Raw genomic sequence first — 23,701 nt, 5'->3', positions numbered from 1 at the left:
TTTGCAGCGTAAAACCTACATACCGATAAAGCAGACGATATCGAATAAATTTAGATGGCGATGCTACCTAGCCATGCAACATCGACCAACAATGAGGACTCGCCTTTAGCATGTGATGCTCCCAACATTTTTACAACTTGTGAATGTAAATGTAATGAGAATTGTTATCAAGAATGTGTATTGATAATTATTTTCAATTAAAATGCATTTCTTAAACAACAATGATGGGGAATCATGATGCAAAAAACGCTGTTAGCGACACTCATTGCGAGTTTTTTATTCGTACCAGGCACCTACGCAAGTGAAGACAAGTCCGCGACCAATATTGAGGTCATTAGTATCAAGGGGAGTCGTTTAGATAAGGCCGCAACGGCAACAGGTTTACCCTTAACTCTTAGGGAAACTCCGCAATCAGTTACCATTATCGATCAAGAGTTTATTCAGAGTTTCTCACTGGATAGTGTTGCCGATTTAATGTTTTTAACCCCAGGGGTTTATGCTCAAAAAGCTGAAACTAATCGCTATTTCTTTAGCTCCCGCGGAAATCCCATTACCAATTTTCAGTTTGATGGCGTGCCCGTTAACTATTCGAGTTTCTTTAATGACGCTTCAACCGACACCATATTATTTGATCGCGTAGAGGTTGTTCGTGGTGCAACCGGACTCTTAACGGGGGCGGGTGAACCATCGGCGGCCATTAACCTTATCCGCAAACGGCCTAAAGCTTCACCTGGTGGTTATGTCAGCGCAAAAGTCGGTTCATGGGATAGCTACCGCGTTGAAGGCGATGCCTCTGTTGATGTGACGGATAGTGGTGCCGTGCAGGCTCGTTTTGCCGCTGCCTATGAGAAATCAGATAGTTACATTAATCTTACCGAAGATGAAAACCTCCAAATTTATGGTGTTGTAACGGCAAAACTCAGTGACAGTACCTTATTTACCCTAGGTGCCGATTACAGTGACCGAGATCCAAAAGGCTCAACTTGGGGTGGTCTGCCGCTATTTTATGCTGATGGCAGTTTGGCCAATGATCTCCCTCGCTCGACCACAACGGCTGCCTCTTGGTCGAGTTGGCAACGGAATGGCGCGAATGTCTTTGCCACGCTTGAACATGATTTTGATAATAATTGGGACCTTAAATTTGACGTCGAACATCGTGAAGATGAGATGGACGGACACTTGCTTTATCTTTATGGCGCGCCGGATAAAACGACAGGGTTAGGAATGGGGGCATCGGCGATGATCTACCAATCGACCCGTAAACAAGATGCCGCACGGCTATTTGCCTCAGGGCCATTTGAGCTCTTTGGTCGCGAGCATAAATTGACCGCAGGTTTATTGTATTCTAAGCAAGACACAACCGCAGATTCCTATTACCCGTTGAATAGCATAAGTATTGGTAACTTCTTCGAATGGGATGGCTCAATTGCCGAACCTAATTACCCGTCGACGCCAATCTATCAGGAAGGTGAGGAAACGCAAAAAGGGGCCTATATCGCGACCCAAATTAATTTACATGATCAATGGATGTTATTATTGGGTGGCCGCATTAGCCAATATAAATTTGAATCAAACGCGGCTGATGACTACAACAATAGCGATGTTTTTACACCTTATGCCGGCCTGATATACAACCTGAACGATAGCATCTCGATTTACACCAGTTATACCGAAATTTTCCAGCCACAGGATGCAAAAGACGCGAACAATAAGCGCTTAGATCCCATGACGGGGAACAATATTGAATTGGGGGCAAAAGGGGATTTCTTCGATGAGAAACTGACTGCCAGTGTCGCCGTATTTAAAGTGCAAAAGGAAAATGTGGCAGAACGTGACCCAAATTATCCCACGCCTTTACCCGATGGTAGCTATCCAATGCGTGGAGTGGACGGAACCAGTAACCAAGGTTATGAAGTCGAGCTAAACGGTAAACCAACAGAAAATTGGGATCTGTTTTTCAGCTATACCCATAGTACATCGGAAGATCAAGACGGGGCAGCCTTTAGCACTCATCTACCGAAGGATCTGATTCGTTTATCCTCACTTTATCACTTTGATGGTGCACTCGCGGATCTGACAGTCGGTGGTAACTTAAGCTGGCAGAGTAAAATTTACAAAGATAAAGCGGGTCCTAATGGCGAGCGTTCCGAGCAAGATAGCTATTACCTAGTCAATCTGATGACAAGCTATCAACTGACGGATCATGCTAAAGTCCAATTAAATATCAATAACTTATTTGATAAAAAATATTACTCCAGCATTGATTTTTACAACCAAGGTTTCTTCGGTGAACCTAGGAAAATAGAGTTAAACCTAAGCTACAACTTTTAAATATTCTTTCCTGTAAGCTAGAGCCGTTAATGCCGTGTCTATTAAGACACGGCATTAACATTACGAAGTGATAGGAGATTAGTGAATGTAACGCCCAACATTGCTAAAAATACTAACCTGCTTTTGTTGTTCATTAGATTTTTACTGAGAACGTCAATATCCGCGGCTTAGCTTGAATGCTTAATATCGAGCTGCTTTGCAATTAGCCTTATCACTCCTATCCATACCATTTACATAGCGCTTGTATGCCAATCAGTGATTAGTAACCGACGGCTTCGCTACCCGAATGACGGGGATCGGTGGCACCAAAAATCCCTTGGTCAGTCACCATAATGGATTGAGTGCTGCCCATGGCCGATTGTACTTTCACCTTATGCCCTTTGGCTTCGAGTAACGAAATAGTATCGCGGTTCAGGCTGGTTTCGACCCTAAGCTCATCGGGGAGCCATTGGTGGTGTACCCGCGCGGCATTGCTGGCTTCGGCAATGTTTAAACCGTGATCAATCACATTCATAATGATTTGCAGCGTGGTGGTAATGATGCGTGAACCGCCAGGGCTGCCTGTCACTAAGAAAGGTTTACCGTCTTTCATCACTATGGTGGGGCTCATTGAACTCAACGGACGTTTATTACCTTCCACCGCGTTGGCATCGCCACCCACTAAGCCATAACCGTTAGGCGTGCCGGGTTTAGCGGAAAAATCATCCATTTCGTTATTGAGTAAAATTCCCGTGCCTTTGGCGACTAAACCCGAGCCGTAGCTAAAGTTTAAGGTGTAAGTGTTAGACACCGCATTGCCCCATTTATCGACCACAGAGAAGTGGGTGGTTTGATCACTCTCATAGGGTGCTAGATTACCGGGTTTAATTTCGGTACTAGGCGTGGTTTTGTTTAGCGCAATTTGGCTGGCAATCTTTTGGGCGTAATGCTTATCGGTTAACTGCTGGACGGGCACCTTATAAAAATCGGGATCGCCTAAATACTCGCTGCGATCGGCGTAGGCATGCTTCATTGTTTCGGCCATCACATGAATGGTTTGCGCCGTATTGTGGCCAAATTGATCGATAGGGAACTGCTGCAACACATTAAGCATTTCGATAATGTGCACGCCACCTGAGGACGGCGGTGGCATAGAAACCACCTCATATCCACGGTATTGACCGCGAACGGGTTCACGCTCGACGGCTTTGTAGTGTTTTAGATCTTCTAAGGTCATGATACCGCCAGCGTCTTGCACGGCCTTAACTAGCTTTTCTGCGGTTTCACCTTCATAGAACCCTTTGGTGCCTTTCTCGGCGATGAGTTGCAGGGAGTGGGCAAGTTCTGGCTGCTTTAAAATATCATCTACTTGGTAGTCGCTACCGTCGGCCTTATAGAAGATAGCCGCCGTGCTTGGCCATTGGCTCATGCGGCGTTTTAAACCTGCAAGGGATACCGCCAAATCTGGGCTAACGCTAATCCCTTCCTGCGCCATTTTGATGGCGGGCGCAGTGACTTGCGCCATGGTCATAGTGCCATATTTTTCAAGGGCTAAACTCATGCCCATTACAGTGCCGGGTACGCCGACAGCCAGGCCATGCTCACGGCTTAATTTAGTCACCGCATCGCCATTCTCATCGAGGAAAATATCTTTTTTCGCTTTCGAAGGTGCCATTTCGCGGTAATCGATGGCAATGGTTTTATTTTCTTTGGCTAGATGGACAAGCATAAATCCGCCGCCGCCAATATTGCCCGCGCGGGGTAGAGTGACGGCTAAACTGAATGCGACCGCCACCGCAGCATCGACGGCATTACCGCCTTGTTTCAAGATCTCAACCCCTGTGCGACTGGCCAACATTTCTTGGCTGGCGACCATACCATGTTTTGCCCATACGGGTTGTGCCGTGGCCATTTGGCTAAAAATCGAAGGCTCATCAGCATGGAGAGTGGGCGATGACAACAAAGGCAGTGCCATGGCGATGGCGAGAATAAGAGGTCTAAAAGGTACTGCGCGGCGCATATTCAATCCTGAATTTATTTTCATTTTGACTATGCAATGTGCCGAGAATTAGGCTTAATTGCAACCTTGGATCTTGGCTTAGTGTGTTTAACGGATAAGAATTCAACGAATGAGACAACTGATATTGGCCTTTGCCAGCGCGGCGCAGAGTATTGACGCTAATAGCTGGGATCGATTGATGGGGAAGGACAATCCCTTTTGCCAGCATGCTTATTTCCTCAGCTTAGAGCAGAGTTTGTCAGCCTGTGCCGCAACGGGCTGGCGGCCACATCATTTGTGTGTTTACGACGCCACTGGCAGTGAATTTGCGCAAGAGTTTGAGGCTGATATCATCATTAGTCCAAAAGATGCCGCTGATTTTATCGATTTACCCCTGCTGGCTTTGATGCCGCTCTATCAAAAATCCCACTCCTATGGTGAATATGTGTTTGATTGGGCATGGGCGCAGGCCTATGAGCGCCATGGCCTTGAATATTATCCTAAATTGTTAAATGCCATTCCGTTTACGCCGGTGCAGGGGCGGCGGTTGGGGTTATCGCCTACGCTTTTGGCAGAGGAAGCGCAGCAGCTAAGTCGCGTCGTATTTACGTGTTTAAATGAGCAATTAGCGAATGCGGATGCGCCTATGTCTTCTTGGCATAGTTTATTTGTCTCGTCTTCGCAGCAAGCGCTATTTTCAGAGGCATCTAATCACACAGCACTTCGGCGTTTAAGCACCCAGTTCCATTGGCATAACCGTGGCTATAAGGATTTTGAAGCCTTTTTAGCGGTGCTGACTTCCCGTAAGCGTAAAAACATCCTCAAGGAGCGCGCTCAGCTCCAACCTTATGGATTGCAATATCAATTTGTCGCGGGAGCGGAGATTAGCCGTCAGCAATGGCAGCATTTTATTGAATGTTATCAATTAACTTACCTTAAGCGCTCCGGCCATAGGGGCTATTTAACTCCAACATTTTTTAACATGATTGCCGAGCGGTTGGCCGAGCAAATTGTCTTGCTTGTTGTGAGTGATGCGAAAGGGCAGATGTTAGCGGGCGCGCTGTATTTTACGGGGCGCAACGAGCAGGGGCAGACATGCCTGTTTGGTCGTTACTGGGGCAGTATTGTTGAGCTTGAGGGATTACACTTTGAGGCCTGTTATTATCAGGGCATCGAATACTGTATCACCCATGGCATTGATATCTTTGATGCTGGCGCGCAGGGGGAACATAAAGTGCTGCGCGGTTTTGAGCCTGTGGCACTCTATTCCTATCACAATATTGCCCATCCTGACTTTAAGCGAGCAATAGCACAGTTTACCGAGGAGGAAGCCGCGCAAATGCAAGTATATATGCAGCAGATGTGTGAAGTGTTGCCCTATAAAAAGGGCCAATAACCACCACCAAAGTGAAGCGTCGCGTCAACAAATGCGTTGCTGCGACGCTAATGGGTCTACATAAAAGAGTGATGTGCTAAGTACATATCACTCAAGAGTGAATACTTGATTAGCTCACCGCTAACCAGATCCCAACGCCAATCATTAGGCTACCGGCGATACGATTTAGCCAACGAATATTATCGCCGCGACTTAAAAATATTCTCAGACTCTTACCGCCACTGGCGTAGGCCAACATGGAAGTAAACTCTGTCACCATAATAATGCTTAGGAGGGCAAGAAGTTGCGGCGCAACCTCGCGTTCGGCATTAATAAATGGCGGCAGAAGTGACACCATAAACGCCCAACCCTTAGGGTTAGCAATGGCGGTAATAAAACCCTGTGAAATCAGCGTAAAGTTACTGGCTTTTGGGTTAGTGTCATCATCGCTAAGCATGGCCATCTTGCCTCGGGCGCGCCACATCTGCACGCCGATATAGCCTAAGTAGATGCCGCCCACCCATTTAAATATCTGAAAAACCTCAGGGTAGTTAAGCATAATGCTGGCCACTCCCATGACCGCAGCGGTCGCGACCAAGGCTACCCCAACAAGTTCGCCGAGCATCATCCACAGGGTACGGCGCACACCAATGCTCATCCCAAGCGTCATGGCGAGTGTCATACACATACCGGGGGTGATAGAAACAAAGAAAAAAGTCGGAATAAAAACAGCAAGTAAGGCAAAGTCTGGCATGTTTTTGGCTCTCGATGTGAAATAACTGGAACGCTAGTGTAATCAAAATGACTGATTTAGCAACGGATCAGTGCTCAGGCTTTCTTTCGATTATGTTACTTACTGTTACAAACGGCTGTAAGCATAAGGGTAATATGCTGAAATTGATGAAAGCAATGATAGTTAAATCAATAACTGAGTAATTACAGGTTCGCATTCTGTATCAATTAAATAAACTGTCTCTTGGCCAATAATATAATAACTATATAAATTTTGATAAATATGCTCACCTAACTGCCCATAACAATGTAGCCTTGCATTTTTTACCGACTTCCATGCTGGCCAAGGCAAACTAAAGTCATCACGCTTGATAAAATCAATATTTAACTCTTGCTCTAAAGGGAATGCTGTTTCGTTATTATTGGGTTGATGACAATAGGTTTGATAGCTGGACTCATCAATGATTTGAAGCCCTGCGATAGTTGGAAAACAAATTTCCATGGCTAGAGGCATGCCGCTTTGTCCTTGCCAACTAAGTGTTAACGATAAGTTATTGAGTTGGCAGTTAATCAGAGGATAAGGGCTTAGGCTGCGCTCAAGGGGAAACCAAGGTTGGTAGCGGGTTGATACCATAGATTTATCCTCCATTAATTATAAAGGTTTTTGATAAAAACTGTTTATATTCCCAGATAACATTAGGCCGAATACGTTAAATAGTGCCTCTGATAAAGCAGCATAACCTATTTTTTAAGGATTCATCCATGGCGATTATCTAATAATTTTTGAAACTCATATCAGTAAAGCGTGGCTTATCAAAATTTTGAGCCAGGTTATGCTTAATCATCATGACACTTTTTACTGTGAGTTGATCTTATTATGCAAAAATTTTCAATTGGTTATTCGATTAAATATTCACTAGTTGCAACAGTGGTTATTTTTAATATGGCCAGTATTAATGCGGAAGCTAACGCGACTGAAACAACCTTATTAGAGAGTTCACAAACCCCGTTTAACTTAAAAAGTAATTTAACAGCTAACGAGTTAATTCCTGCCGATTATTATTGGAATAACTTTGGCTGTTCAGGCGCAAATATCGCACCTTCTTTAACTTGGGAGAATGCCCCTAAGGGCACCCAAAGTTTTGCGATGACTTTTTATGATAAAGATGCCCCAACGGGCAGTGGTTTTTGGCATCGTGTAGTCTATAATATTCCAAAAGAAATCAATATATTAGCAGGTGGCGTCAATGGCGGTGAATTGCCTGCTGATGCTGTTGAAGCTAATACGGATTTAGGTAAGCCGGGATTTTTTGGACCTTGCCCACCTAAAGGTCGTGAGCATAGATATGTGTGGACTGTTCATGCTTTAGATGTGGCCAAATTACCGATAGATGCCAATGCTACTCCCGCTTTAGTTGGGTTTTATCTGTGGCAGCATAGGCTAGGTGAAGCCAGTTTGACCTTCTTAGCGGGTTCGAAAGAGGGTTAAACCAATGAACAAATATGCATTACGTTCTTACCATAAAACCTTTGTGCTTAATCTGTTATTAGTAAGCCAAGTGTTGGTTGCATCACAAGTAATAGCACAGCAGCCTGATCAACAGGCCATTGCTCAAGTTCAACCTGAGGTTTATGCCAGCCTCGATGGTGCCGTAGGTGGCATTAGTTTTACCTCAACCGATAGGCTTATCTTTAGTTACCATCCTTTCTATCAACCAAATATCAAGGTGGGGGAATTGCTGGCTAACGGTAAGGTCACTCCCTTTCCGAACTCAGATTGGCAGCAATGTCATGATCCTCAAGGTAAACCCAAAGATCCCGATACCTGCTTGAATTGGGTTTTAGGGCTGCGCACCGACAATCAAGATAAAGTATGGCTGCTTGACTCGGGTCAAGCAGAGCCTCGAATCGAACCTAAGTTGGTGGCGTGGGATACCCGTAAAAATCAGTTAGATCGGATTATTCATCTGCCTTTTCCCGTATCGATCCCTCAGTCACAGCACAATGACTTTGTGATTTCATCTCGCCATCAAGCCATCATCATCGCGGACGAAGGCATTGCGACGGGTCCTATTGGTGATAAAGCTGCGTTAGTCGTAGTTGATCTCACCACGGGTAAGAGTCGCCGGGTATTGCAAGGTGATAACAGTGTGATGCCTGATTTGCAGCGGCCACTTATTATCGATAGCCACAGCGCCAAACCTAAACAAATTGACGTATATGTTGGCGCCGATGGTATCGCTTTAGATAGCGCTCAGCATTGGCTTTACTTTGCACCAATGAACAAGGACAAAGTTTACCGAGTCGCAATGGAGGATTTGCTCAATCCGGATTTAAGCCCTCAAGCTTTATCTGCCAAGGTGGAAGCCTACGCCGACAAACCTAACAACGGTGGCCTCAGCATTGATGCTGCTAATAATCTTTACCTTACCGAAGTGGGTGAGCGTGCTATTGGCATCATCCCTGCGAACTCGCGCCAGTATCAAACCTATGCCTATGACGAGCGTATGGTTTGGCCCGATGGCGTGAGCTTTGGCAAAGACGGCTACCTGTATTCGGGCGCAGCACAATTACCGCTATCCGCGGCGTTGAATCATGGCAAAGCAGAAAACTACCCGCCGTATTATATCTTTCGTTTTAAACCCTTAGCTGCTGGTGTGCCTGGCAATTAACACTCACAGGGAGAAAGTCATATGAACATTGTTGGATTAGATCATTTTACCATCCGTACCCCGAAGTTGGCCGAAACCGTCGCGTTTTTTCAAGATGTGTTGGGTTTAACACTGGGATGGCGACCTCGGTTTGGCTTTCCTGGACATTGGCTCTATGCGGCAGATAAACCCGTGCTGCATTTAGTGGAGGTCGGTAGCCGGGCCTTGGATGCCTATTTAGGAGAAAGTCCAGCCCAGTTTGGTTCTGGTCGAGTCGATCATTTATCGTTTCGAGGGACAGATCTTGCGCAAATGCAGCAGCATTTATGCCAACTAAAATACCCGTTTAGGGAGCGAATTGTTCCAGAAATTCTTGAGCATCAATTATTTATTGAAGATCCAAACGGTATCACAGTGGAAATGATTTTTCCTTACTCTAGGGATAATGCTGTGGTCGGGATTGCAATGGAAAGGCTCGCGATTCTACCTGAGGATGAAGCCTAATACCAATCGTATTAAATATCTGTTCATTCAGTGGGAGTTAAACGGGCTTTAGACAAGGCGAAGGCTTGAAGACATAGTGGCGCTCTGTCGAAAGCCTTAAACGCAGTATAAAGCCCGTTCAACCCCGCCCTTCGGGAGCCACACAGGCATCTCACTCCCGTGTTACATTGACTTAAAAGGGAATAACCATTTCTTCGTCAATGCGCCTTGGATTGAGATGCCTGTGAGGCTCTGAACTGATTAGATATTTAATGTGATTGGTATAAATGACAGCAATCGACCCAAAGCGTCGACAATTATTACAGGCACTAAGTGTCGGCGGCATGGCCTCATCTAGTTTATTAAGCCTCGGAGCGATAGCGATGAATTTACCGAATATCAATCAAGAAAATCAATATGAACATGGTCAAAAGCCTCAGATGCAGGCCTCAGGGCAACTGATCCAGTTAGGTGTTACAGATCTAAGTTTTCATCGAGTAACGGCGGCAGTTGTTGCCCACGTAATGCGGTTAATGGGCAAACAAGTTGAAATAAGTTATGCGTTGCACGAGGCAAATTTTCATCGGCTCAAGCTTGGGCAGATAGATTTGTTGAGCTCAGCTTGGTTGCCTCACAGTCATGGCGTTTATCAGCAGGATGTTGAGACCCAAGTCGCAACGCGAGAATTGGGACTACATTACGAGCCGTACGCACTCTGGGGAGTTCCAGATTATGTGCTAGAGGATGCGGTTTCTCGCATCGAAGATCTGCTAAAACCTGAGGTAAAACAACGGATGCGGCCGATGATTCAAGGTATTGGTGAGGGGGCGGGTATTACCCGTTTCTCTAAAAATATCATGCGTGAATACCAATTAACCGCAGCGGGCTATCAGTTTAGAACGGGTACTCAAGCTGATTGCGTCGCGGCATTTGAGTCAGCTGTGTCGGTAAAAGAGTGGGTCGTTGTGCCACTCTGGCATCCACAATTTTTACATCACCAATATGCAATTCGTGAGCTTAAGGATGTTAAGGGATTGCTTGGGGGCAAAGACAGAGCCGTATTGCTCGCAAGGGAGGATAAGTTAATCGAGCACTTTACTCCTGATCAAATTACCGTGTTAGATAACATAACACTGTCTAATCAAATTGTTGCCGAGTTAGATTATGGTGTGAACCGCTTAGGATTAAGCGAAGATCAAGTTGCATCACAGTTTTTAACGAACAATCCCGCAGTATTGACGGCTTGGCTTACGCCACTGTTAACGCAGATGATAAAGAAGGCCACACTATGAGCAAGCCTAATCATTGTACACCAGAGACTAGGCTTGCAGAGGCTGGGATTGCTTTGCCCGAAGTCGCCAATGCCCTGGGGCATTATGAACCCTATGTGATTGTTGGCTCGCAACTGATGACCTCTGGGCAGTTTCCTTACTTAAATGGTGAGCTGATGTATAAAGGGCAGCTTGGGCGCGACCATACCTTGCTTGAAGGTTATGCGGCCTGCCGGCTTGCGGCGCTCAATGCTATTGCTCAGCTTAAACAGGCGTGCGGTGAGTTGTCGCGGATCAAGCAAATTTATCGTTTGGAGGGGGTATTAAGTGTCCACGAATCCTGTGGTGAGCATCCACAAGCATTAGATGGTGCTTCTGATTTGCTACTGCAAGTGTTTGGCGAGGCTGGGCGACATAGCCGGATGATTTGGACTAATCCTGTGATGCCCTTAAACAGCTTATGTTTAGTCTATTTATTTGCTGAGTTGTATGCCGACTAACGCTTTACGCTGGGCGGCGCTTTCAGTCGCCTTCGACTCATTTTTGTTCGCAGTTGTTATGTTTCTTGAGTTTTTACCAGTCGATTGTTAGGGTTGCGTCATTATAACAAGTAGCAAATGTTGAAGTTAGATGACAGAAAAGCAAAAAATGTTGGCGGGTCAACCCTATAAAGCTTCGGATGAAACCTTATTAGCCGAAAGAATGCAGGCTAAACTAATGTGTCATCGGTTTAATCATGCGGATCCTACTGAGCTTGAGGCGCGCATGGCGTATTTGCGGGAATTGTTGGTTATCCCGAATTGCGGCCATATCGAACCTAACTTCTTTTGTGATTACGGTTATAACATTCAAATCGGTAAGCAATTTTACGCTAACCATAACTTAACCATACTCGATGTTTGCCAAGTGACCATTGGCGACCATGTGATGTTTGGTCCCAATGTGTTGCTCTCTACCGCGACACATCCTATTGAACCCAGTGCACGCCTCACAACTGAATACGGTAAGCCTATTCAGATTGGCCACCATGTATGGCTAGGAGGTAATGTCTGCGTGTTGCCCGGCGTGACCATTGGTGATAATTGTGTGATTGGCGCGGGGAGTGTGGTGAATAAAGATATTCCCGCTAACAGTGTCGCCGTAGGTAATCCTTGTAAAGTGATTAAACAGATCCACGATACGGTTTAAGTGCGCCTTCAGCGGTAAATCGGGGTGGTGAATAGGCGTGTTAAAGCAAAAAGCCTTTTATCTATTACACTTAGCCTAGACTGTTGCGCCTATTACACTTTATGGTGTCGCGCATTTGCGTTTAGTTAGCTTTATTCAGATTAATAGCCTTATCACTTTGCAGGATTGATGACGGATTGAATACACTTTTTACGCCATTTTTTCCACTTCGACAGAGCAATGCTGCGCTGCTATTGGCGACGGTGATCTATTGGATGACGGGCGCTTGGGGGCAAACTTTATTTAGTTTACAGCCCGCGAATATCACCTTGATTTGGCTACCATCGGGCGTGGCATTAGTCATGCTGTTAATCTGGGGGCGTAAGGCGTTGGCGCTTATCTTCCTGGCAAGCTTTATGCTGAATTATCAAGGAATGACGCAGGATACTTCGCTGATTCTCTCGATAGCCCATACGGCGATAGCGGCGTTGATTGATATGCTTTCTCCCGCTATGTCTATGTATTTGCTACGACGTTTCTTACCCCTTGGGACTCGCAGTGCAAACGATTTGATGAAGTTTGTGGTTGTAGCGTGCATAGTGCCTATTTTAGGCTCGAGCGCCCTGTTATCGGGAAATTTAGTATTAGGCGGCTATATTCCCTCGAGTGCATTTTGGCGGATGGGACAAATGTTCTTATTTGCCGATATTCTAGGCATAGTGTTGGTGTATCAGCTTTATGCAGGTTGGGTAGAACCGAATGCACTGAATATTACTAAAAAGCGTCATCTCCTTTTGCCTTTGATTGGTCTGCCACTATTTTGTTTGATTGGCGTAAATTTTGACTTAGGTTGGTTGTTTTACATTATCCCACCGTTATTAATCGTCCTGTCCTTTGAGGTGACGCGCTTTTACCTTGCACTCTTTAGTAGCGCCTCCATGCTGTTTATGATTATAGCGACGGCGCAGGGGTATGGTCCTTTTATTAATCCCACACCATTTCAAACCAATACCGAAATGATGGCCTTTGTATTGTCATCTGCATTGACCATTTTTGGGGTGTCACTACAAAGAGCGCAGTTGCGCCGCACCGAGCAGGACAAACAAACGGCAGAGCAAGAAGCCCTGTATGATCCACTCTCTGGTTTATTAAATCGTCGTGGTTTTATGCCACAACTAGTGGATCTGGATACATCAACCACGCCTTACTCTGTCGCTATGTTGGATCTCGATAACTTTAAGATGATTAACGACACCTATGGTCACAGTGTGGGCGATAGGGTCATCCAGCTGTTGGCGCAGCTGATACACAATCACAGCCGTAGCCAAGATATAGCCGCGCGCCTAGGCGGCGAAGAGTTCGCCCTTGTGATTAGGGATATTGATGCTGCGCAGGTGCAGCCTGTGCTTGAGCGTATTAGAAGATCCTTTGCAGAGATGTCGATAGCGGCCGAGGAGCACACGATTTACTGCACTGTGAGCATTGGCTGGGTGGAGTATCAGCAAGGCATCGCTGGCGAGTCGTTGTTGCATTTGGCGGATAAGGCCTTGTATCAAGCGAAAGCAAAGGGCAAAAACACGATTGTAAAGTATCAAGCTTAAGGACAATACCAAGAGTTTTTGTTCGAAAGAACATTCGCGAAGAGTGACAAACAAAAAGCGACAATAGGACATAAAAAACGGTACGCAATGCGTACCGTTTTTTCTTATGAGATTAAAGGCGGAAATTACAGCACGCCACGGCGCATTTGATCCCGCTCAATCGATTGAAACAGGGCAGTAAAGTTACCTTCACCAAAGCCTAAGTTGTTCTTGCGTTGAATGATTTCAATAAAGATCGGGCCAAACAGATTTTTAGTGAAGATTTGTAATAAATAGCCTGATTCGTCACCATCTACCAAAATTTGGTGATGCTTGATGCGATCACGGTTTTCGGTCACTTGCGGGACTTTATCGAAAATGGTGTCGTAATATTCAGGAATAATATCCAAGCATTGAATAGAGCTGCCTTCCATCGCATCCAAGGATTTAACGATATCACGGCTTCTAAAGGCTAAGTGTTGTACGCCTGGACCATTGTATTCCTTCAGGTATTCATCGATTTGGTTCTTATCGTTGCCTTTACCTTCGTTAATCGGAATGCAGAAGCTGCCATCGGGTGAGCGCAGGGCGTAAGACACCAATGCGGTTTGTACGCCGCTGATGTCGAAGTAGCGGACTTCGGTAAAACCAAAAATGTTTTTGTAGAAGTTGGCCCAATGTTCCATGGTGCCTTTATAGACGTTATTGGTTAAGTGGTCGACTTCAATAAAGCCTTTCTCTTGGGTGATAACTTGTTCACTTAAGTCTTCAAAGTCAGTGGCATAGATATTGGTGTCGGCACCGAAGGTGTCGATAAAATAAATTAAGCTATCGCCAATACCATAAATTGCAGGATAGGGCAGATCCTTGGCCGAATCGGCTACGGCTTTGGCGCCGCGCTCTACCGCCACACGGTGAGCAAAGCTGGCATCTTCTACACGCCAGCCCATAGAGCAAATTGCAGGACCGTGGGATTTGGCAAATTCTGCCGAAAACCCTTCGCGCTCGTTGTTGAGCAGGAAGTTAATATCATTTTGTTTGTAGTACAAAATGTCTTTATTCTTGGCTTTTTTCAGCAGTGAAAAACCAAAGTCGATAAACACTTTGTGCATAAAATCGCTGTCGGGGCTGGCGAATTCGGTAAATTCGATACCGAGTAAGCCCAGTGGATTGAGTTCGCTTGCCATGATCTGTTCCTCTTAATTAATTCAACACGCAGTCACTCTTGTTGCTTTGTACACTGTGGTGACTTACGGCTAGTCGGCTTAGTTAAGCCATTCACTCGTGCTGTGGTGCAGCGTTAGTTTTCTAGCCAGGAGCGGTTGTAGTCTTTACTCATGCAATTTTGCACATGTTCGGTTAGTTTCAGTGGGGCGAAGGTGTCCACCATCACTGCATATTCATAGGTTTCTTTTTTGCCAATCGAGGCTTCGGTGCGGCCTGGCTGCGGGCCGTGCGCTACGCCTTTTTGGTGTAGGGTAATGTAGCCAGCTTCAATCCCGGTGCGGCTCATAAAGTCGCCATCAACGTAGTACAGCACTTCGTCACTATCGATGTTGTTGTGATAGTAAGGCGCGGGAATGGCGCGCTCGTGGAAATCGTAGGGGCGCGGCACAAAGTTACACACCACAAAGTTGTGGGCGGTAAACACTAAGTGGTCTGACGGCGGTAAGTGGATTTTGCCGACTTTAGGTGCGTATTCGGTGATGTTAAATGCCCAGGGGTAAACACAGCCGTCCCAACCCACAAGGTCAAAGGGATGCCACTCTAAGGTGGTCAGTTGGTACTTATCACCAAATTTACATACCAGCGGGAAGGCGCCGCGTTGAACTACGGCATCTTGCAATACGGGCGTGCGTAGATCGCGTTCACAATAGGGCGCTGACTCGAGTAATTGACCGTATTCATTACGGAAATGCTTTGGCACTTCCACCATTGAAAAGGCTTCAATCACAAATAAGCGCACATTACTGTAATCGTTAAATTTGAGCTGATGTGTGGTGCCGCGTGGGATCACTAAGTAGTCCCATTTTTTAATCTCTAGGGTGCCATATTCACTGTAGAGCGTGCCTTCACCTTCGTGCACAAATACCACTTCATCAGCGTATGCATTGCGGTAAAACTCAGCGGTGTCTTGGGTGACTTTTGCGGTGTAAAGGGCCACATCATTGTTATAGAAGATTTTGTTGCGGGCGCTAAAAAAGTTGCCTTCACGATCGGCCGTGCGAGAGTCCAATTTATAGTTTTGAACTAAAGAATCTTCCCATTGGGCACCGTGACCGAGGTGGTAGGGCGCCACTTCCAGCGCCTTCGTCGGCATATTGTGATGATATTTATTGGAATAAATATTGGAAAAACCATGGGTTGAAAACAGCTCCTCACGATATAGTTCGCCGTTTTCCTTCTCAAATGCGATATGGCGCTTATGGGGGACTTGGCCTTGTTTCACATAAAATGGCATGGTGGATCCTTGAGTTTTATGCGCTGTGAGTAGGGCTCTACAGGGCTTATTGTTATGTTGCAAGTTGCATTACTGTGATCTTCTTATCAATTTAGTTGCTTAGATGAACAAAAAAAAGAATAATAAATCTGTCATCTCAATCTAAAAAATAGATGGTATTAACTACTTTACGCTTCGTAGCGTTTGCGTGACATTTATATTCGCGCCAAGGAGTCCCCATGCGCATCGATATTGATGCTTTTAATGTCCTGCAAGTGTTAGTGGAAGAGGGCAGTTTTGCTAAGGCCGCCGAGCGGTTGCATAAGGCGCAATCGGCGGTGAGCTATCAGGTCAAAAAGCTAGAGGAACATTTAGGTGTGCAACTTTTTAGCCGTGACCAATACCGCGCCGAGCTGACGAGTGAAGGGCGGGTGATCTTGGCCGAGGGGCAAAGACTGTTACAACACCTTGCCAATATTGAACATCTTGCCAGTCGTTTTAGTGAAGGTTGGGAACCAAAACTGGAGTTAGTGATCGATGGCGCCTTGCCGATGGAGCCGATTATGACTGCGCTTAAACGAATGGCTGAGCATCAAATCCCGACGAAAATTCAGCTCAACATGGAGTTTCTCGGCGGTGTGCAGCATAGATTCGAACGTGATAATGCGGATCTGATGTTGGTTAAAGACTACCGCACCGGCCCCTATTATCACCCACAGCCGCTGCCAGCGATTACTAGCGTGCTGGTGACGAGTGCTTCACATCCGCTGGCACTATTAAAAAAAATCAGTCTGCCTGAGTTACAGCAGCATGTTGAGCTGACCATCGAAGATTCCTCCCCCAATAAAACCTATCGAGATGAGCTGCAATTCGGTGGCGATAAAGTGTTTTATCTTTCTGGTTTTATTATGAAAAAGAATGCGTTATTAAAAGGACTCGGCTTTGGCTGGCTGCCAGACTTTTTAGTGCAGGAGGAGTTATTGAGCGGTGAGTTGGTGGAGGTCGACTTTGTCGGTGGCAGTCGTTATACCTTTATCCCCCAATTAGTGTCGACCCTTGAGCGCCCCCTGGGCCGTGCGGGTAAGCTGTTTACTGAATTGATCCTAGAGGAATTTGCTAAGGCAGAGCAGTTTAATGGGGTGGGTTTAGGTTAATCCGCTGCTACTTGTCATGTTTTGAAACAACTTTCTGCTGCAAAATTGAGATAAAAATAATCGCATTTTGACATTTTATGTCATAGAGTAAGTCCTAAATCGAACTATGTTTTACGACTTATCAAATCAATAAGGACTGACAGAGTAAAGGGGAATTGTATGTCTAGACGTTGCCATGAAGTGGACTATGAAATTATCGGCCACAGTATGCAGTTGGTTGAAGTGGAGCTCGACCCTAATGAGACTGTGATCGCTGAAGCTGGTGCGATGAATTATTTGGAGCAGGACATCAGCTTTGAGGCCAAAATGGGTGATGGCTCCGAGCCGGAGTCAGGCTTTTTTGGCAAGTTGATGGGGGCCGGTAAACGTGTGCTGACGGGTGAGAGCATCTTTATGACGCACTTTACGAACCTCGGGCATCAAAAACGCAAAGTCGCCTTTGCAGCGCCTTATCCCGGTACGATTTTGGCGATAGATCTCGCCCAATATGGTGGCGAGCTGATTTGCCAGAAAGACAGTTTTCTCGCTGCAGCCCTTGGAACTCGCGTTAGCATGAAGTTTAATCGCCGTTTAGGTACAGGCTTTTTTGGCGGTGAAGGGTTTATTCTGCAAAGCTTGCAGGGCGATGGCATGGCGTTTATCCATGCGGGAGGCACTTTAGTTAAGAAAGAACTAAAAGGTGAAACCTTGCGTGTCGACACAGGTTGTTTGGTCGGTTTTACCCCTGGTATTGATTACGATATCGAGCGCGCAGGCTCGTTAAAATCGATGGTTTTTGGCGGTGAAGGGCTATTTTTAGCGACCTTAAAGGGCCATGGTACTGTGTGGTTACAGAGTCTGCCGTTCTCACGGATGGCGGATCGTATTATTGCTCATGCACCATCAGCAGGTGGTAGTGACCGCGGCGAAGGTTCTGTCCTCGGCGGGCTTGGCCGTATGATTGATGGCCGTTAAGTTATCGGTCGAATCGACATAAACCGTAAAATCGAGTCATCGCGCTTTCTATTGGTAAGGCATCTCAAACAAGCTTATGGGATGCCTTTTTATTGTCGTTTTTGGTTTGCTTAAGCGGGTTTTATTGGTGTTTAAGACCTTGCTGAATGCGCTTTTCAACCTGTCTCGATATCAAATACATCATTAAATAACCTGTGCCTAAGGCCAAAATCACCGCTACAACATTTTCTGTATACAGTCGATAAGCGTAGAAAGTGCCAATCAGTAAGAGGATACCGCTAAGGCGGATGAGTAGGCTTTGGGTAAAATAGCCATGGGCTTTGAGATTGGCTAACTGATAGCCATTAAGCATCATAAAGATAAAGAACATGGAAAAATGCATTAACACTGGAGCCGCTTTAAGGTATTGCTCGGGGAATAACCAAGCAACTAATGGCTTGCTTGCGAATAACATCACCACGAAAAATATTCCGCTGACCCACAACGAAACCTTTGTCAGCCATGATTTGATTTGCTGAACTTCCTCAATGCGTTTTTCTCGCACACACACTGCGACTTCGGGTAGAACAAAACGGTAGATGGGGAAGACAAAAAGCAGGGTGAGGTATGTGATCATCGGCCGCACCACCACTTGGAAATCCCCTAGCTCATCTATGCTGAAATAGGCAATCGTCAGCAGTACGGTAATGTAAATCATCAAGATACTGGCACCCGCTTCCATAGAGGCTGTTAGGCTTTTCTTCATAAAACTGCGTAACCCTGGATCAAAATGCACAACAGTTAAGGGCGGAGTGGCAATATCCTTGCGCCGTTTGAAGTACATATAGAAGGCAACGATGAGTGATGACAGTGTCATGCTATAAAAGAGAGATGCAATGGCAGTTTGTTGTAACCCATAAAAACAAAATAAAAAGCTGGTCACTTGCGCAAGCGGCTCATGCCATGTCACGCGATTAGAAATGGCATATAGCCGGTACATGGCAATTTGATTGGTAAAATAGACCTTGAGTCCCATACTCAAAATAATACCAACCAATTGAAAATATTCTACATTAAGGTGGAGTTTGTGTTTGATATAAGGTAACACAACGCCCCACGCGAGCAGCACCATGGCGATTAAGCTGTAGCGGAATATATTGGTGATATCCACATCTTGTTTGGTTTGTGAGTAGGTTACCACCATAGAGGAGCGAAACCCTGTCATCAGGATCAGCGACAAGGAAATGATATCGATAACAGTGTGATAGAGTGCGAGATCGGCTTTGGCTACCCATTGTGCTAACCAAAGTTTGAATAGAAAACCCACGACAATACTGGCCAAAGATGCCCAGAAGCCCGCAACAATCGCTTGCTTAACCCGTTGAAGTGATGTTTGTTCCATATTCAAAAATCCAGCGTCAGTTTGCGATCATTATTAGGATGGGATGCATGCAATTTGGCTTGTGCGTCATGCACATCATCCCATCAGGTTGGCGACATAATGGCTTTTTTGATGCTTGTTTTATTGAGTTGAAGCTGTGTTGCACGCCAAGGTTTTAAGATGCTTAGCATCGATACGGCTTCAGTTATTGCGTACCGCAGTAGCCGTTTATCTTATGTTTATGCGCAGCTTAATATTTGTAGAGTTTAACATTCTACCGATTCACGACCAAACTGCAGAACGTAAAGATATGATAAATATCAGCATGTTACTTAGTTGTAACATGCGTTGTGAATATAGCAATATTGATGTGGTAATCGAAAGAAAGCCAAGGGGAGTGGGATAAAAGCTTTGTATGCAACGATGGCACGCTCTAAAAATAGTAGAGCGTACCCATAAGTGACGCGCTTAATCAGTAATGATATTGACGATATCAAGGATTTTGCGACGCTTTTCATCCAGCTTAATGATAGAGCCTTCAACTTGGATGCTGATCCTGCCATCTTTGTCTAAGGGCACAACAACGCGACCACGGTTGTAAATATCGTAATCTAGGATATCGCCACGGTGCAGTTTTTTCTGCCATCCAGGCGGGAGAGGTTGGCCGTTATCGACTTTCTTCTGTAAGCCTGGAGGTAAGTCTTTGTCCTTTTTATCATTATCGTGTTTTGCCAAAGCGTTTATCGGGGGGATTAAGCTGAAAACGACTCCGCCAATCAGTGAAGTGGTGAATTTATTCATACTTGCGCTCTGTTAAATTCAACCTCGTATGGATGAATTTTGAGCTCAACATAAGCTGTTATCGAGTGAGCATCAGTACGGCTTGCCATTGCTCGGCGGTAACGGGTTGAATACTCAGCCTTGAACCTTTGGATACTAAGTACATATCAGCTAATTGTGGCAAACTTTTGATCAAACTTAAGGGGATGATTTCCTTGAATTGTTTGACGAAACGAATATCCACCCTTAACCAGCGTGGCTGCTGTGGGTTGGACTTAGGATCAAAATACTTTGATTCTGGGTCAAAGGCCGAGCTGTCAGGATAGGCCTCAGTCACGACTTCAGCAATGCCGACAATACCAGGGACTTTGCAGCTTGAGTGGTAAAAGAAGACTTGATCGCCAATTTGCATCGCATCTCGCATAAAGTTACGTGCTTGGTAGTTACGGATCCCAAACCAAGCTTCGGTTTGATTGGGGCAAGCCTTAAGATCGTCGATACTAAATTCGTCGGGCTCTGATTTCATCAGCCAGTAGTTCATCTTTTATCCTTCACAAAAACAGCCAGTCTCTTCGAGTTAATGCATTGAGTTTATCTTACTTTTTGTTTGCCCCACAATTAACCGTACTCTGAGCAGATTATTGAGAGCGTTAAGTCAGCGTTCAGTTAACACCGCTTACCCTGTCATCTCTATCGAGTCTGGTATGCCTTATGCACTGGTGCTATGACGCCGCAAATAGATGCAATGTAGGCAGCTTTAGGTCCCAATCCAAAAGGTCCTAATCCAAGCCTTATTTCAATACCTGACTTATATGAGTGATGTTGAGACAGTGAGGTGTGCTATGGAAACTTCAGCAATGACCACAGACAGTGGCCTATTCACTAAATACCTTAAAGATTTCACTGCGGGTGATGTGAGCCTGCACCGCGATCGCATGTTGGAATTTGTCAGCGATTTAACTACTCAGGGCTGGTTACTTGCTAATTTCACTTGGGATTACTGGTATAACAACAGTTACTTAGTTGATAAACCTGCTTATATCCGTGATGCCAGTGTCGCTCAATGCCGTCTGTTATTAACTGCGATGACTCGCCTCGAAGTGTTCAGTCCTGGGGTGTTAGAGAATATGCGCCGCCAAGGGGTATTGCTGGCGATTATGGAGCGTTTGCAACGTTTAGAGGTGTTAACCACTGATAAACAGGTGGCGTTTATTACCCGTTAATCAAGATGTTCTAGTAATAGAACATCCTTACTCTTTAGTCTAATACCGTGCTTTTTTACTTGTGAGATGTTCCGAGGTTTGGTTAGTTTGAATCCCGCTAACCATAATAAAAAAGCACGGAGGCCTTAATGTCTGTTTCAACGACCCAAGCAACAAACCCACTTAAGTACAGTGAGTTCCGGGGACCAAATTCCCCGGAGCTTGTTGAAAAAACGATAGGACAGTACCTTAACGATATCGCTAACACTTATCCCGAACAGTTAGCCGTTGTCGTGAATCATCAAGATATCCGCTGGAATTATCGTCAATACCTTGCGCAAATCGATGCCTTGGCCACAGGCTTACTTAAACTGGGCATAGGTCCTGGGGATCGCGTCGGCATTTGGTCGCCCAATAATATTGAGTGGTGTCTAACCCAATTCGCCACTGCCAAAATTGGCGCCATTATGGTGTGTATCAACCCCGCTTATCGACCTGAAGAATTACAATATGCCCTGACTAACGTGGGCTGTAGAGCGGTGATCTGCGCCGATAAATTCAAGTCCAGTAATTACTTGCAGATGCTCTACGAGTTAGCGCCAGAGCTTAAGGTGTGCGCCGCAGGGCAATTACAGGCCAAGGCGTTGCCCGAGTTACAATTTGTGATCCGCATGGGGGCTGAAAAGTCTCCCGGCATGTTGAACTTTGATGATTTATTGGTTGAAGTGACGGCCGAGGACAAGACTGCGCTCGAGCAAATCGCCGAATCACTTAGCCCTTTTGATGCGATTAATATCCAATTTACCTCTGGCACCACAGGCAGCCCGAAGGGGGCGACCTTATCGCACCACAACATCCTGAATAATGGCTACTTAGTGGCCGAGGCGATGAAGTTTACCTGTGAAGATAAGCTCTGCATTCCAGTACCTTTATACCATTGTTTTGGGATGGTGCTCGGTAACCTTGTGTGCCTCGCTAAGGGGGCTGCAGCCGTATTTCCAGGGGATTCCTTCGACCCACTGACTACCTTAGAGGTGGTAGAACGTGAACGTTGTACCGCATTACATGGTGTCCCTACAATGTTTATTGCCGAGTTAGAGCACCCTGAATTTAAACGCTTTGACTTAAGCTCGTTGCGTACCGGTGTTATGGCGGGAGCGACTTGCCCAGAAGAAGTGATGCGCCGGGTACAAAACCTGATGTATATGCAGGAAGTGTTAATTGGGTATGGGCAAACCGAGTGTAGCCCGCTGAACCACATTACTGAAATTGACTCGCCCGTAGAGAAGCGCGTGCTTACCGTTGGCCGTGCTTTACCCCATACCGAAGTGAAAATTGTCGATGAATTTGGTGAAGTGTTGCCGATTAATACGCCCGGTGAAGTCTGTAGCCGTGGGTATTGCATCATGCAGTGCTATTGGAATGACCCTGAAAAAACGGCGGCAACCATCGACAGTGAAGGCTGGCTGCATTCTGGCGATATTGGGCAAATGGATGAGCAAGGTTATGTACAAATCGTTGGTCGTATCAAAGATATGATTATTCGCGGCGGCGAGAATATCTATCCCCGTGAAATTGAAGAGAAACTCTACACCCATAAAGATGTGCAAGATGCAGCAGTGTTTGGGGTACACAGTGATAAATACGGCGAGGAAGTGTGCGCGTGGATCAAAATTCGCAGTGGCGCCACGATTTCAGAGGAGGATATTCGTCATTTCCTCACCGAAAAGTTCGCTTACTTTAAAGTGCCACGTTATATCAAATTTGTGGAGCAATACCCAATGACAGTCACCGGAAAAATCCAGAAATTTAAAATGCGTGAGTTGATGTACCAAGAGTTGTATGAGGACATTAATGCCTAGGGCGTGTTAAGAAAAATCAACCCAAGTCAGATGACTTGGGTTGATGTTTAGGTGGGGACTCAAGATTAACAGCGGTGGCGCCGAATTTGGCTATCGAGCCAAGCTGCACTCTTGCTTAATTGTCGCTGACTTAGACGCAGCCAACGTTTTGCCCAAAGGTATTGGGTGCTTAATAGGGTTAATCCGATAAGGAGAAAAAGTAATCCTGGCCCAGGTAAGAGTAAAAATATCACGCCGATCAAGGTGAATATTGCGCCGATGAACGTGATGATCATTTGATTTATAGACATTGGGATATTACTCAACTTGTTGTCTTTAAACGAAGCTCGCATATCTTCCCCTAGTTAACATGTTGAATTGCTGATAAATCAAAATCAGTGT

Annotated in this window: 22 protein-coding genes; 13 read left to right on the top strand and 9 right to left on the bottom strand. The window is 45.6% G+C overall.

What is annotated here, in order from left to right:
• Window positions 1-237: 237 nt before the first annotated feature.
• On the top strand, window positions 238-2,331 hold the full coding sequence (locus EYR25_RS16340) for a TonB-dependent siderophore receptor (RefSeq protein WP_133182921.1): 2,094 nt from the start codon (window positions 238-240) through the stop codon (window positions 2,329-2,331).
• Between the two features lie 259 nt (window positions 2,332-2,590).
• Here the strand turns inward: EYR25_RS16340 and ggt are convergent, their stop codons facing one another.
• Entirely contained in the window at window positions 2,591-4,330 is a 1,740-nt protein-coding gene (gene ggt, locus EYR25_RS16335) for a gamma-glutamyltransferase (RefSeq protein ID WP_133182919.1), read from the bottom strand.
• A 109-nt stretch (window positions 4,331-4,439) separates the two neighbouring features.
• Between ggt and EYR25_RS16330 the strand changes: the two genes are divergently transcribed.
• A complete protein-coding gene (locus EYR25_RS16330) occupies window positions 4,440-5,705 on the top strand; it encodes a GNAT family N-acetyltransferase (protein ID WP_133181476.1) in 1,266 nt (421 codons plus the stop codon).
• A gap of 109 nt (window positions 5,706-5,814) precedes the next feature.
• Here EYR25_RS16330 and EYR25_RS16325 read toward each other — a convergent pair whose 3' ends face one another.
• Both EYR25_RS16325 and EYR25_RS16320 read right to left on the bottom strand, forming a co-directional pair.
• Window positions 5,815-6,438 (bottom strand): LysE family translocator, encoded by a 624-nt coding sequence (locus EYR25_RS16325; protein ID WP_133181474.1) that lies wholly within the window; start codon window positions 6,436-6,438, stop codon window positions 5,815-5,817.
• Window positions 6,439-6,600: 162 nt separating this feature from the next.
• Window positions 6,601-6,930 (bottom strand): hypothetical protein, encoded by a 330-nt coding sequence (locus EYR25_RS16320; RefSeq protein WP_165953513.1) that lies wholly within the window; start codon window positions 6,928-6,930, stop codon window positions 6,601-6,603.
• A 363-nt stretch (window positions 6,931-7,293) separates the two neighbouring features.
• Here EYR25_RS16320 and EYR25_RS16315 point away from each other — a divergent pair, with 363 nt between their 5' ends.
• The 7 genes from EYR25_RS16315 (at window position 7,294) to EYR25_RS16285 (ending at window position 13,589) form a co-directional block, all read left to right on the top strand.
• On the top strand, window positions 7,294-7,905 hold the full coding sequence (locus EYR25_RS16315; RefSeq protein WP_023265680.1) for a YbhB/YbcL family Raf kinase inhibitor-like protein: 612 nt from the start codon (window positions 7,294-7,296) through the stop codon (window positions 7,903-7,905).
• A 4-nt stretch (window positions 7,906-7,909) separates the two neighbouring features.
• The gene (locus EYR25_RS16310) at window positions 7,910-9,088 is read left to right on the top strand and encodes an L-dopachrome tautomerase-related protein (RefSeq protein ID WP_133181470.1); all 1,179 of its coding nucleotides are present in this window, start codon (window positions 7,910-7,912) and stop codon (window positions 9,086-9,088) included.
• 21 nt (window positions 9,089-9,109) lie between these two features.
• Window positions 9,110-9,571: a VOC family protein gene (locus tag EYR25_RS16305; RefSeq protein ID WP_133181468.1), complete on the top strand. Its 462-nt coding sequence runs from the start codon at window positions 9,110-9,112 to the stop codon at window positions 9,569-9,571.
• A gap of 266 nt (window positions 9,572-9,837) precedes the next feature.
• Window positions 9,838-10,842: a glycine betaine ABC transporter substrate-binding protein gene (locus EYR25_RS16300; protein WP_341785841.1), complete on the top strand. Its 1,005-nt coding sequence runs from the start codon at window positions 9,838-9,840 to the stop codon at window positions 10,840-10,842.
• Entirely contained in the window at window positions 10,839-11,321 is a 483-nt protein-coding gene (locus EYR25_RS16295; protein ID WP_023265684.1) for an Atu1372/SO_1960 family protein, read from the top strand. Before EYR25_RS16300 ends, EYR25_RS16295 begins: the two co-directional genes overlap by 4 nt.
• A 130-nt stretch (window positions 11,322-11,451) precedes the next feature.
• Window positions 11,452-12,009 (top strand): sugar O-acetyltransferase, encoded by a 558-nt coding sequence (locus EYR25_RS16290; RefSeq protein ID WP_133181465.1) that lies wholly within the window; start codon window positions 11,452-11,454, stop codon window positions 12,007-12,009.
• A 176-nt stretch (window positions 12,010-12,185) separates the two neighbouring features.
• Entirely contained in the window at window positions 12,186-13,589 is a 1,404-nt protein-coding gene (locus tag EYR25_RS16285; RefSeq protein WP_133181463.1) for a GGDEF domain-containing protein, read from the top strand.
• Between the two features lie 125 nt (window positions 13,590-13,714).
• On the opposite strand, the gene hppD is transcribed toward EYR25_RS16285, so the two are convergent.
• Together hppD and EYR25_RS16275 are read right to left on the bottom strand one after the other, a co-directional pair.
• The gene (gene hppD, locus EYR25_RS16280) at window positions 13,715-14,755 is read right to left on the bottom strand and encodes a 4-hydroxyphenylpyruvate dioxygenase (RefSeq protein WP_133181460.1); all 1,041 of its coding nucleotides are present in this window, start codon (window positions 14,753-14,755) and stop codon (window positions 13,715-13,717) included.
• 113 nt (window positions 14,756-14,868) lie between these two features.
• Entirely contained in the window at window positions 14,869-16,029 is a 1,161-nt protein-coding gene (locus tag EYR25_RS16275; RefSeq protein ID WP_133181458.1) for a homogentisate 1,2-dioxygenase, read from the bottom strand.
• A gap of 218 nt (window positions 16,030-16,247) precedes the next feature.
• Here EYR25_RS16275 and EYR25_RS16270 point away from each other — a divergent pair, with 218 nt between their 5' ends.
• Window positions 16,248-17,162 carry a LysR family transcriptional regulator gene (locus EYR25_RS16270; RefSeq protein WP_069454782.1) on the top strand — a complete coding sequence of 305 codons (915 nt, stop codon included), beginning with the start codon at window positions 16,248-16,250 and terminating at the stop codon, window positions 17,160-17,162.
• Window positions 17,163-17,321: 159 nt separating this feature from the next.
• Complete coding sequence (locus EYR25_RS16265; RefSeq protein WP_133181456.1) at window positions 17,322-18,116, top strand: TIGR00266 family protein; 795 nt, start codon at window positions 17,322-17,324, stop codon at window positions 18,114-18,116.
• A 121-nt stretch (window positions 18,117-18,237) separates the two neighbouring features.
• Here the strand turns inward: EYR25_RS16265 and EYR25_RS16260 are convergent, their stop codons facing one another.
• The 3 genes from EYR25_RS16260 to EYR25_RS16250 form a co-directional block, all read right to left on the bottom strand.
• A complete protein-coding gene (locus EYR25_RS16260) occupies window positions 18,238-19,497 on the bottom strand; it encodes a lipopolysaccharide biosynthesis protein (protein WP_133181454.1) in 1,260 nt (419 codons plus the stop codon).
• Window positions 19,498-19,944: 447 nt separating this feature from the next.
• A complete protein-coding gene (locus tag EYR25_RS16255; protein ID WP_133181452.1) occupies window positions 19,945-20,277 on the bottom strand; it encodes a hypothetical protein in 333 nt (110 codons plus the stop codon).
• Window positions 20,278-20,335: 58 nt separating this feature from the next.
• The gene (locus EYR25_RS16250; RefSeq protein WP_133181450.1) at window positions 20,336-20,797 is read right to left on the bottom strand and encodes an EVE domain-containing protein; all 462 of its coding nucleotides are present in this window, start codon (window positions 20,795-20,797) and stop codon (window positions 20,336-20,338) included.
• 301 nt (window positions 20,798-21,098) lie between these two features.
• Between EYR25_RS16250 and EYR25_RS16245 the strand changes: the two genes are divergently transcribed.
• Window positions 21,099-21,479: a DUF6508 domain-containing protein gene (locus EYR25_RS16245; protein WP_023265694.1), complete on the top strand. Its 381-nt coding sequence runs from the start codon at window positions 21,099-21,101 to the stop codon at window positions 21,477-21,479.
• 128 nt (window positions 21,480-21,607) lie between these two features.
• Complete coding sequence (locus EYR25_RS16240) at window positions 21,608-23,320, top strand: AMP-binding protein (RefSeq protein ID WP_133181448.1); 1,713 nt, start codon at window positions 21,608-21,610, stop codon at window positions 23,318-23,320.
• A 65-nt stretch (window positions 23,321-23,385) separates the two neighbouring features.
• Here the strand turns inward: EYR25_RS16240 and EYR25_RS16235 are convergent, their stop codons facing one another.
• Window positions 23,386-23,595: a PGPGW domain-containing protein gene (locus EYR25_RS16235; protein ID WP_425057229.1), complete on the bottom strand. Its 210-nt coding sequence runs from the start codon at window positions 23,593-23,595 to the stop codon at window positions 23,386-23,388.
• Between the last annotated feature and the right edge of the window lie 106 nt (window positions 23,596-23,701).

The organism is Shewanella decolorationis, from assembly GCF_004354305.1.
In the GTDB taxonomy this organism is placed as follows: domain Bacteria; phylum Pseudomonadota; class Gammaproteobacteria; order Enterobacterales; family Shewanellaceae; genus Shewanella; species Shewanella decolorationis.
Note: the sequence above shows the minus strand (reverse complement) of the source record. Positions and strands in the feature narration are given on the sequence as shown.